Here is a 9,986-nt window from a genome sequence, read left to right as displayed (position 1 = left end):
AACCGTCAAGTGAAAATGAACACTTTTTGCTAATTAATTTTGGACACTTTTTCGCCCAAAAATTGAAGAACGATGTTTCATACGATAACTTTCTTCTTCTTTAAAATGGATCACTTCTGCTCGATGGATGAGTCTATCTAAAATAGCTGTAGTAATGCCAGGATCCCCTAATAATTCGCCCCATTCCTGAGGGCTTTTGTTTGATGTTATAATGACGGAGGCTCGATCGTACAAGTCATTAATCAAATGAAATAACAGATTAGCTTCCCGAGTGTCCATCGCCATGTACATCAAGTCATCAATAATGACCAAATGGGAGTCTCTAATTCGTTTCATCCTTGTCTGTGACTTTCTTGTAAATTCCTCCGTTTTCAATGTGTGTATTAATTCCCCCATTGAGATAAAGGATACTTTATATCCTTGATGAATAGCCTCTATTCCTAGTGCCGTCGAGAGGAGGGTTTTTCCCACCCCTGTCGGCCTAGAAGTATAAGGTTGTACAGTTGATCAATCCAAGTGAATTCCTGTAATTGATTAATTTGCTTCATGCTTAGGGATTGTTGCTCATTGACGTTAAATGCATCAATTGTTTTATAAAAAGGAAACCCTGCCCACTTTAATCGCTTTTCAATTTGCTTCTCATCACGACGCTTTTGCTCATAAGCCGTCAGGTGCTCGACAAACATCCTGTATGTCCAATCCTCCGATTCGGCTTGGGAAATTAGCGTAGGAAGATAGGTGGCGCTTTCCGACCACCTTAATGAACATAAACGTTGTTGCAGTTGTTCTAGAGACAAGCTCAATTGGGTATACCTCCTTGTAAAATCGCAAAATAGTCATTCATATCTCGAATCTTTGGTTTCGTTAATAGGACGGATTTATCAGCTGCTTCCAAAGGCTTTATCGGGGCTTTTTCTGGCTCGGCTTGTGCACTGTCCTCTTGGCGCTGTCGTTTAACATATAGGATAATATCACTAAATTCAGTCGCACTATACAAGCCTCTATCCATACACTCCTTTAAAGCCTCGCATGCAAACTCTGGAGCCGTTTTAATCGCTTTTGATATAAGCTGAAGCTGATCCCGAATATATCGCGGATATCTACTATGGACTTCAGTTAGAAATTCATGTGCGAGCTCAACTTCTTCAAATTGCTTAGAAACACTCGCGATGTAAGCAGGAATACCTTTGGTTCGGTCTCGTTTATGTTGGCGGTCTTGGATCAATCTGCCCTTTTCTTGACAAATAATATGATCCGCAATCACAGACCCTTCCTTTTCCTCTCGAACAAGGAGATGGCTCTCATCCGTCACTTCTATATAAACATCTTTATCTTTCTTATAGGTTCCGAGAGGAACAGAGTAGCGATTTGACAAGTAGAGAATGGTGTTGTCCTTACGAACGGTTCTTGTTATACTTGAATCAACGTTTGAAAGTACAATTTCTTTAGTGACTAGTCGTAAGTGTTGTTTTTCTATGGCAAACACTTCGACTGGTCTTTTTTTGGTTGTATTGTGAACTTTACCATTCCCCGTCCTTTCTAGCCAGGCGATACACTGTTCATTCCACTGATCGATCCCACCGAATACCCGATTTTTAGCGAAGTTTTTCTTTATAAATCCAACTACATTCTCAATCCGACCTTTACTTTCAGGGTCCGCTTTCCGACAGACGTGGAGGACTAATTTTCTTTCTTCACGGTAAGCTTGAAATTCTCCCGTAAGTATTAAATCACCTGAATTCTCACTGACTACCATGAGAGAATCCTGATCATAAACAAGTTCATGTGGAATGCCTCCATAAAACTGAAAGGCGCTCTCATGCGTTCGAATAACATCTTTCGTTGTGAATGGCCTGTCCAGCCATTCGACGTACTTAAAACGAGAATGTGACAACACAAAGCTAATGAAATATAACTTAATCTCCTTTCCTTCCGGTGTTTTTTGTACGGTTTGGCCAAAGTCGACCTGCGCCTGTCTTCCCATTGGTGGATCTGGAATGGCTTCATAGACCCGCTTTTCTTCGACTTTAGGAATATTGTATTTCTCACGTAATCCTTTAACGTAGCCACGCACTGTACTCTCGCCAATTTGTAATGTCGGATTCTCTTCTCGTAACCAATCATGGATTTGGGAAGAAGAGAGATCAGGGTGCTCGCTTAACCATGTGTGAATGAGCATTTCATAAGGATCCAATTTTTTATACCTCGTTTTTGTAGATGCCATCCATGCACTCATTTCCTCTGGTGATTTCTCAAGGTATTTATACACGGTAGTCCTAGAGATCCCTAATTTTCTAGCAATTCTTCTCACCCTAAATCCTTGCTGCTTTAATTGATAAATTTCCATATACACTTTCCACTTTTCCACCTTTCAACTTCCCTCCACCTGAATTGATAGTCTAATAACCTATCATATTATACAGGTTTATGGGAAAACATTTAATAGTATGGGGAAGGTGAGCGCGAGCATTGAAAAGGGTGCCGCCCCTCCCCGGGGCGGCACCCTTTTCAATGCCAAATCCCCTAAGCCCCTAGGTTAAAAAGTGTCCATTTTTATCTAGCGGAAACTGTCTACTTTAGTATAGCAGTTACAGAAGCCTAATTACTTTAATGATTAGGTTTTTTTGTTTTGAAATTAAAGAGTTATAAATCCCGTTAGATTCTTATTTTGTTGGATGATTACTCTCCCTCTATAAATAACTAGTCAATTAATATGAAAATCACCCCTGAAATCAGTGTTGCTATGAATAGGTCTATATAGCTTAGCATCGATTTTTAATGGAAAAACTAAACAAACTACTAAGAATAGACTAGCCTATTATGCTATGATGAAAAAATAGAGGTGGTTTTCGTGATTTATATTGGTGTAACAGGCTGGGGAGATCATGATAGCTTGTATCCAAATCGAACGGCGCCGCGCGATAAACTTAAGGAGTATGGCAGCCATTTTCCGATTGTCGAAGTGGACGCGGCCTTTTATGCGGTTCAGCCACAGCGAAATGCTGTTAAATGGGTGGCTGAGACACCTGACCATTTTCAATTTATCGTCAAGGCCTATCAGGGCATGACAGGGCATCAGCGCGGAGAAATTCCTTTTGCTTCAAAACAGGAAATGGTTGCGGCCTTTAAGGAATCCCTGAAGCCTTACCTTGACAATAATAAATTGGCCATGGTACTGTTCCAGTTTCCACCATGGTTTGATTGTAAACGAGAAAATATTGATTATGTGCGCTGGGTTAAAAAAGAGATGATTGGCATTCCGTGTGCTCTTGAGTTTCGCCATCAATCCTGGTACTCAGCATCCTTACGAAAAAAAACAATTGATTTCCTCAAATAGGAGAAATGGATCCATACAATTTGCGATGAACCGCAATCAGGTCAAGGCTCGATTCCAATCGTGCCGGACGTGACCAGTCCGGAAAAAGTATTGGTTCGTTTTCATGGGCGCAATGTGCATGGCTGGCAAAAGAAAAAAGATGAAAACTGGCGTGAAGTCCGCTATTTGTACCGCTATAATAGAGTAGAGCTGCTGGCGTGGGCACAGATAGTACGAAAACTTGCAGAAGAGTGCACAAATGTGTTTGTCCTTTTTAACGGATTTCCGAAAGAAGTCTCCCATCCTCAAGGAATGTGAAGGGCGATAGCCCAATGAGTAGGTGGGAGATGAATTTCGATTGGCGATAGCCAAAACTTTCCTCACTATGTTACAATAGGAACAAACGTTCCTTGTTTGTGAGGTGAATGGATATGACCAAGCAAAATAAAGCCTTCAAATTTCGATTGTTGCCAAATAAAGAACAGGCAGTGTTATTAGCCAAAACATTCGGCTGTGTTCGCTTTGTCTATAACAAGATGTTAGCTGAACGCAAGGAAACCTATGCGAAGTTCAAAGACGATAAAGAAGCACTTAAAAAACAAAAGTTCCCGACTCCTGCCAAATACAAAGATGAATTTCCATTTCTAAAAGAAATGGATTCGCTAGCTTTAGCGAACGCACAAATCAATTTGCAGACGGCTTACAAGAATTTCTTTGAAGGAAATGCAGAATTTCCAAAGTTCAAGAACCGCAAAGCAAAACAATCCTACACAACTAACTTAGTCAATGGAAACATCGAATTGAAAAACGGTCATATCAAACTCCCAAAACTAAAACTTGTAAAAATCAAACAGCATAGAGAAATCCCTGTGAACTACAAACTGAAATCCTGTACCCTTTCCAAAACGAAGTCAGGAAACTAGTATGTGTCTGTGCTTACAGAATACGAAAAAGAGATACAACCTAAAAAATAGAAAATGTCGTTGGACTAGATTTTGCTATGGCTGAATTATACGTAAGCAGCGAAAATGAGAAAGCCAATTATCCTCGCTATTTTCGTGTTATGTCAGAAAAGTTAGCAAAAGCACAACGGATTCTGTCTAAACGTATGAAAGGTTCTGCACGTTGGAACAAGCAACGCCTTGTAGTCGCTAAGTTACACGAAAAAGTAGCAAACCAACGCATGAATTTCCTTCACCACAAATCAAAAGAATTAGCTTTTACCTTTGATGCTGTCGTGATTGAGGACTTGAACATGAAAGGAATGTCACAAGCCCTTCACTTTGGAAAAAGTGTTTACGACAATGGCTGCGGTATGTTTACCACTTTCTTAGCGTACAAACTAAAAGAACAAGGAAAACAGCTTGTGAAAATTGATAAGTGGTTTCCTTCGACAAAGAAGTGTTCTTGTTGTGGTGCAGAAAAGCCTATGTCGTTATCTGAACGCACCTGCCATTGTTCATGTGGTTACGTGGCAGATCGTGACTATAATTCAGCCATCAATATTAAAAATAAAGGTATACGCTTATTGACGTTATCATAGAAACAAAACTCTTGGAACAAGAGGGTTAGCTCGGTCAGTTTTCGTTGGCTAGTAAAAGCAACGATAAGTCGAGAAGCCCCCACTTCAAGCGACCCGTAAGGGTGGTAAGTGGTGAGAGTAGTTCACTAATAACTCAGGCGGTGACGCCGCCGATAATGCAAAGGAAATGATTCAATTGTTAAACATAGAATATGAAGGTTTGGCTCCAAAACAGCTGGATTTATTTTGATAAAGGGGGAAGTAACAGAATGGAATGGATTGTCTTACTCGTAATTGGCATCGCAGCAAGCTCGCTCGGATCACTGATCGGCCTTGGTGGTGGGATTATTGTCGTTCCAGCGCTGCTCTATTTAGGAACGCTTCCTTCTTTTTCAGCGGTGACGCCGCAGGTTGCAGTCGGCACTTCGCTGTTTACGATGATTTTCACTGGATTGTCGTCAACACTCGCTTATATGAAACACAAAACCGTTGATTATAAAAGCGGCCTTATTTTTCTGGTTGGCAGCGGCCCCGGCAGTATTCTCGGCGCATGGGTAACCGAAAAACTGAATCTGCACTCATTCAGTATTTTTTTCGGACTGTTTGTTTTGTTTGTCTCGATTGTACTCGTATTGAAGGATAAGCTAAAGCCAATTCCCTACCGAAAAGACCGGGGGATTGTTCGGACATTTACCGATAATACCGGAAAACCGTTTGAATATGGCTACAGTGTTCTGGCGGGAGTTGTGATTTCTTTTATTGTTGGGTTTTTGTCGGGGATTTTAGGTGTCGGCGGTGGTTCGCTCATGGTACCGACAATGATTTTGCTCTTTTTCTTCCCGCCGCATGTGGCGGTGGCTACTTCGATGTTCATGATTTTGCCAACATCGATCCTTAGCTCGATTACCCATGTGGCGCTTGGAAATGTTCAATGGCTCTACGCACTTGCTTTGATTCCGGGAGCTTGGATTGGCGCGAAGGTCGGCGTTTATTTGAATTCAAAATTAAAAAGCACTACCATTGTTCTGCTTTTGAGAGCAGTTTTGATCATCGTCGGTGTGCGCTTTGTTTATCAAGGAATAATCGGTTAAGCGTGTACCTTGAATACGAATGAAGAGAGGTGGAAAATCGTATGGAAACGATCCATATTTACCATACAAACGATCTTCACAGCCATTTTGAACGCTGGCCCCGAATTCATCAATGGCTCAGCCAACATAAAAAATGGTACCAGGAAGCCGGCGATGAAGTGTTTTTGTTTGACGTCGGCGATTTTGTTGACCGCTGGCATCCACTTTCCGAAGCGACGATGGGGAAGGCCAATACAGAGCTTTTAAACAAAAGCGATTTTACGGCTGTAACGATTGGCAATAATGAAGGAATCAACCTTGCTTATGGGGATTTAGATCATTTGTACGATCAGGCAAAATTTGATGTACTCACTGCAAATCTTTATAAAGACAACCTCAACTATCCTGACTGGAACAAACCGTATAAAGTGTACAAAACGCAAAGCGGAACGAGGCTTGGGGTAATGGGTTTAACAGCTTTTTTTCCGCATTTGTATCAACTCCTTGGCTGGCACTTAACGGAGCCAATCGCCGAGCTGAGAAAGTGGATTCGTTTAGTAAGAGAAGAAGCGGACATTGTGATTCTGTTATCACATTTGGGTATTCAGAACGACGAGAAAATTGCTGCTGAATTTCCGGAAATTGATGTGATTTTAGGGGGACATACCCATCATATTTTGCAAAGTGGAAAGACAGTGAATAATGTTTTGTTGGGTGCTGCCGGAAAGTATGGAAACTTTGTTGGCGAAATGCTGCTCGTTGTGGATCAGCAACGGAAAATTGTACATAAAAAAGCCTATTTGTTCGATGTAAACGAGCTGCCGGCACCTGCAAATGAACAAGAAGAAATTGAAGCGCTGTACCAGGAAGGGAAAATGCTTTTAAGCCATAAGGTAACCGATTTGCCGTCACCGCTTGTAAGTGATCCATTTCAAAAAACGGAATTGGCAACATTGCTTTGCCGAACATTGAGAGAATGGTGTGAAGCAGATTGCGCGTTTGTGAATGCAGGTCTTTTGTTAGGTCCGCTTGAAGGGGAAGTAACTGAGTACGATTTATTAACGGTATGTCCGCACCCCATCAATCCATGCAAAATCGAATTGACGGGAAGCGAATTGGCGGAAGTTTTGGAACAAACGAAAAATCCCGATTGGCCGCCTAAACAAATCGTTGGTTTTGGCTTTAGGGGGACGGTCATGGGTATTTTTATTTATGATCAAATTGAGTTTGCTGGCGGGAGCAAAATTTTCATAAAGGGGAAAGAAATGGACCCGGAAGGCCGGTACACACTGGCACTTCCTGATATGTTCACCTTCGGTCGATTTTTTCCGCCGATTTATGAAAGCAAGCACAAAAAATACTACCTCCCTGAATTTTTGCGCGATTTAGTAAAATGGAAACTACGGGGGGAAATTTAACTTCGTTGGCATTTTCCGCTATACACCTTTTTTTCGTCCACTTCATACAGTGATAGGGAAGAAAGGGGTGCGAACATGATTGATCTTTCACCGATCGTATTGGAGGGTCACACGTTTTTAGCGGTAACGGTTAAACTGCCAAAAACAACTCTCCTTGTCGTTACAAATGATAAGGGCTATATAATGTGCGGGGCGCTTGATGTCGGACTGCTAAATGAAAAGCTAAAAGATCGGAAAATTATCGCCGGCAGAGCCGTTGGCGTGAAAACTATTGAGCAGCTCCTGAACGCACCGCTTGAGTCGGTCACAATCGAAGCCGAGTCACTTGGAATCCAAAAAGGGATGACTGGCAAAGAAGCATTAGTAAAGATGGTATAACAGCCACCTGCTATCCGGCAGGTGGCTTGTTTCACTAATCAGAATTTATATGCCTATTTCACCGGTTTTTCGGGTCAACCCGGGCATTAGCGGCTTTCCTAATGCCCAATTCACCTAATTTTCAGGGTAACCCGGTCATTAGTGGCTTACCCGCACGCCCCTCGGAAAGCGTGCACCTGGAGCGGAAATCAACAGACTAGTTGTCAGAACCAAACAAAAAAGGATCACCCAGTTTTTGCGCGGTTTTTCTTAAAATTTGTCAAAATAGGGACTAAAGTAGGTTGAAGGATTCCTTTGTCAGATGAATAATTAGGATATATGTCGTGTTTTGTAGAATGCGATGAATGGATTGAAAAGACAGGAGCATATCATGAGACTAGTTCAAACCGCGACCGTGTTAGAAGGAACCCTTCTCGGCAAAGCCATCTACAATGATAAGGGCCAGATCCTCTTAAATGAAGGGGTCAAGCTTGAGCGGAAGCTGATCAAACGGCTAATCGAGATGGGGATTCACTACATATACATAAAAGATCAAAAGACCGAAGACCTTGCCATTTGCGACCCGCTTTCAATGAAGCTTAAGAAAAAGGCAATGGATTCAATCGAGAAACATTTTCTTGAAATCGAAAGCGGCAAGGATATGTCCAATGTACTTGCACTCGAAAAAGCAGCAAAGAACTTGAAAACATTAGTGCGTGAAATTCTATTTGAAATCAAAAGCAATCAGGAACTGCTTGTCTTATTATCAGAAGTTTATACATATGACCACTATATTTTTACGCATTCTTTAAATGTGACCATGTATTCATTGGCGATCGGAATAAAACTGAACCTTCCAGAAAAAGATCTTGAAGTTCTCGGTTTAGGTGCGATTTTGCATGATGTTGGGAAAATGAAAATTCCCGAACAGATTTTGCTCAAACCGGATAAATTAACGAAAGAAGAATACGAAGAAGTCAAAAAACATGCGGAAGTAGGTTTTCAAATTTTACGAAAAATCCCGAATGTGTCGTTAATTGTGGCTCACTGTGCTTATCAGCACCATGAACGGCTCAATGGAACAGGTTATCCAAGGGGAATTAAAAGCAAGGATATTCATTATTTTGGAAAAATTATTGCGGTGGCCGATGTGTTCGATGCGGTAACGTCAAACCGGGTGTACCGTCAGGCAATGCTGCCTCATGAAGGGTTGGAAATTTTGTACTCCGGATCTGAAACATTATTTGATAAAAAAATCATCGAAGCCTTTCGTCAAGCAGTCGCGGTGTATCCGGTTGGAATTACGGTTGTTTTAAATGATGGCCGTAAAGGCGTTGTTTCCAAGCAAAACAGTGGGGTAAGCGACCGCCCGGTTGTGCGAATTATTGAAGAAAATGGCATGGAAGTAAGCCCGTACGAAATCAATTTACAGGCAGAACTGGATCTCATGATTACTGCATGCGATACAACTTTTCCAAAAAACTAAATTTTTATGCGCTAGTTCTCTCTTCTATGGCATACATATAGCTTGTAGAGGGGGGATTTTTTTTGGCAAAATTTCGCGCAAAAGTGCCGCGAAAAGGTCCGCTGCCTTTCCGCTACGTTCTCTTATTGTCCTTTGTTTTTTTCCTGCTTTCAACAGCAGCAGGACTTTGGATTGTCAACAACGGAATTGAGCCAACGCTCATGCGCTATGCTGAATTTCAAACGAAAAATATCGCATCAGAAGTCATTAACCGGGCAATAAAAAAAGAAACGACGAACATTGATGAAATTATCACGGTCACCCCAAGCAGCGATGGAAAGGTGTCCGCCGTCAAATTAAAAACCGAAGTTGTAACCCGTCTTTTGGCAAATACAGTTGATCAAATCCAAAAAAATCTTCGTGCAGCAGAAAAAGGCGATTTATCAGCAATTGCCGCGATTACCAATACGGATATAGAGCTTGATCAATCAAAAACCAAAAACGGAATTGTCTGGTATGTTCCATTGGGGCAGGCAACCAATAGTGCTTTGCTTGGAAACTTGGGTCCCAAAATCCCCATTCGCTTTCAAGCGGTTGGCAATGTGCAGCCGGATATCAAGATGAATGCAAAACCGATGGGAATCAACAATACATGGATTGAAGTGTCACTGCAATTAAACGTAGCTGTTCAAATTATTACCCCGTTTGCAACAAAAATGACAGAGTTGAAGCAAACAGTGCCAGTCGGAGCCGGCCTTATCCCAGGCGATGTCCCGCAATATTTTAATGGCGGCAGCGGATCAACTCCAGCGATCCAATTGCCGCCAAAAAAATAAGG

General features: G+C 41.7%; 6 protein-coding genes and 4 pseudogenes. 8 read left to right on the top strand and 2 right to left on the bottom strand.

Features of this window, described 5'->3' with window-relative positions; all coding sequences use genetic code 11:
• Window positions 1-33: 33 nt before the first annotated feature.
• Together istB and istA are read right to left on the bottom strand one after the other, a co-directional pair.
• A pseudogene (gene istB, locus ACQYAD_RS05040) lies at window positions 34-803 on the bottom strand (IS21-like element helper ATPase IstB).
• Window positions 800-2,368, bottom strand: a complete 1,569-nt coding sequence (gene istA, locus ACQYAD_RS05035; protein ID WP_430236091.1) for an IS21 family transposase — start codon at window positions 2,366-2,368, stop codon at window positions 800-802. Before istA ends, istB begins: the two are co-directional and overlap by 4 nt.
• 483 nt (window positions 2,369-2,851) lie before the next feature.
• Between istA and ACQYAD_RS05030 the strand changes: the two are divergent.
• The 8 genes and pseudogenes from ACQYAD_RS05030 to yunB form a co-directional block, all read left to right on the top strand.
• A pseudogene (locus tag ACQYAD_RS05030) lies at window positions 2,852-3,595 on the top strand (DUF72 domain-containing protein); the annotation flags it as partial.
• Between the two features lie 152 nt (window positions 3,596-3,747).
• A pseudogene (locus ACQYAD_RS05025) lies at window positions 3,748-4,859 on the top strand (RNA-guided endonuclease TnpB family protein).
• Window positions 4,860-4,980: 121 nt separating this feature from the next.
• Window positions 4,981-5,088, top strand: a pseudogene (locus ACQYAD_RS05020) (DUF72 domain-containing protein); the annotation flags it as partial.
• Between the two features lie 19 nt (window positions 5,089-5,107).
• A complete protein-coding gene (locus ACQYAD_RS05015; protein ID WP_430236090.1) occupies window positions 5,108-5,929 on the top strand; it encodes a sulfite exporter TauE/SafE family protein in 822 nt (273 codons plus the stop codon).
• Between the two features lie 41 nt (window positions 5,930-5,970).
• Window positions 5,971-7,326, top strand: coding sequence for a bifunctional metallophosphatase/5'-nucleotidase (locus ACQYAD_RS05010; RefSeq protein ID WP_430236089.1), 1,356 nt, complete (start codon window positions 5,971-5,973; stop codon window positions 7,324-7,326).
• A 75-nt stretch (window positions 7,327-7,401) separates the two neighbouring features.
• Window positions 7,402-7,704 carry a YunC family protein gene (locus ACQYAD_RS05005; protein WP_430236088.1) on the top strand — a complete coding sequence of 101 codons (303 nt, stop codon included), beginning with the start codon at window positions 7,402-7,404 and terminating at the stop codon, window positions 7,702-7,704.
• Between the two features lie 370 nt (window positions 7,705-8,074).
• A complete protein-coding gene (locus ACQYAD_RS05000; RefSeq protein WP_430236087.1) occupies window positions 8,075-9,169 on the top strand; it encodes an HD-GYP domain-containing protein in 1,095 nt (364 codons plus the stop codon).
• A gap of 62 nt (window positions 9,170-9,231) precedes the next feature.
• On the top strand, window positions 9,232-9,984 hold the full coding sequence (gene yunB, locus ACQYAD_RS04995) for a sporulation protein YunB (protein WP_430236085.1): 753 nt from the start codon (window positions 9,232-9,234) through the stop codon (window positions 9,982-9,984).
• Window positions 9,985-9,986: the final 2 nt, after the last annotated feature.

This window comes from Neobacillus sp. SM06, assembly GCF_050496765.1.
Lineage (GTDB): Bacteria > Bacillota > Bacilli > Bacillales > Cytobacillaceae > JAEVLT01.
Note: the sequence above shows the minus strand (reverse complement) of the source record. Positions and strands in the feature narration are given on the sequence as shown.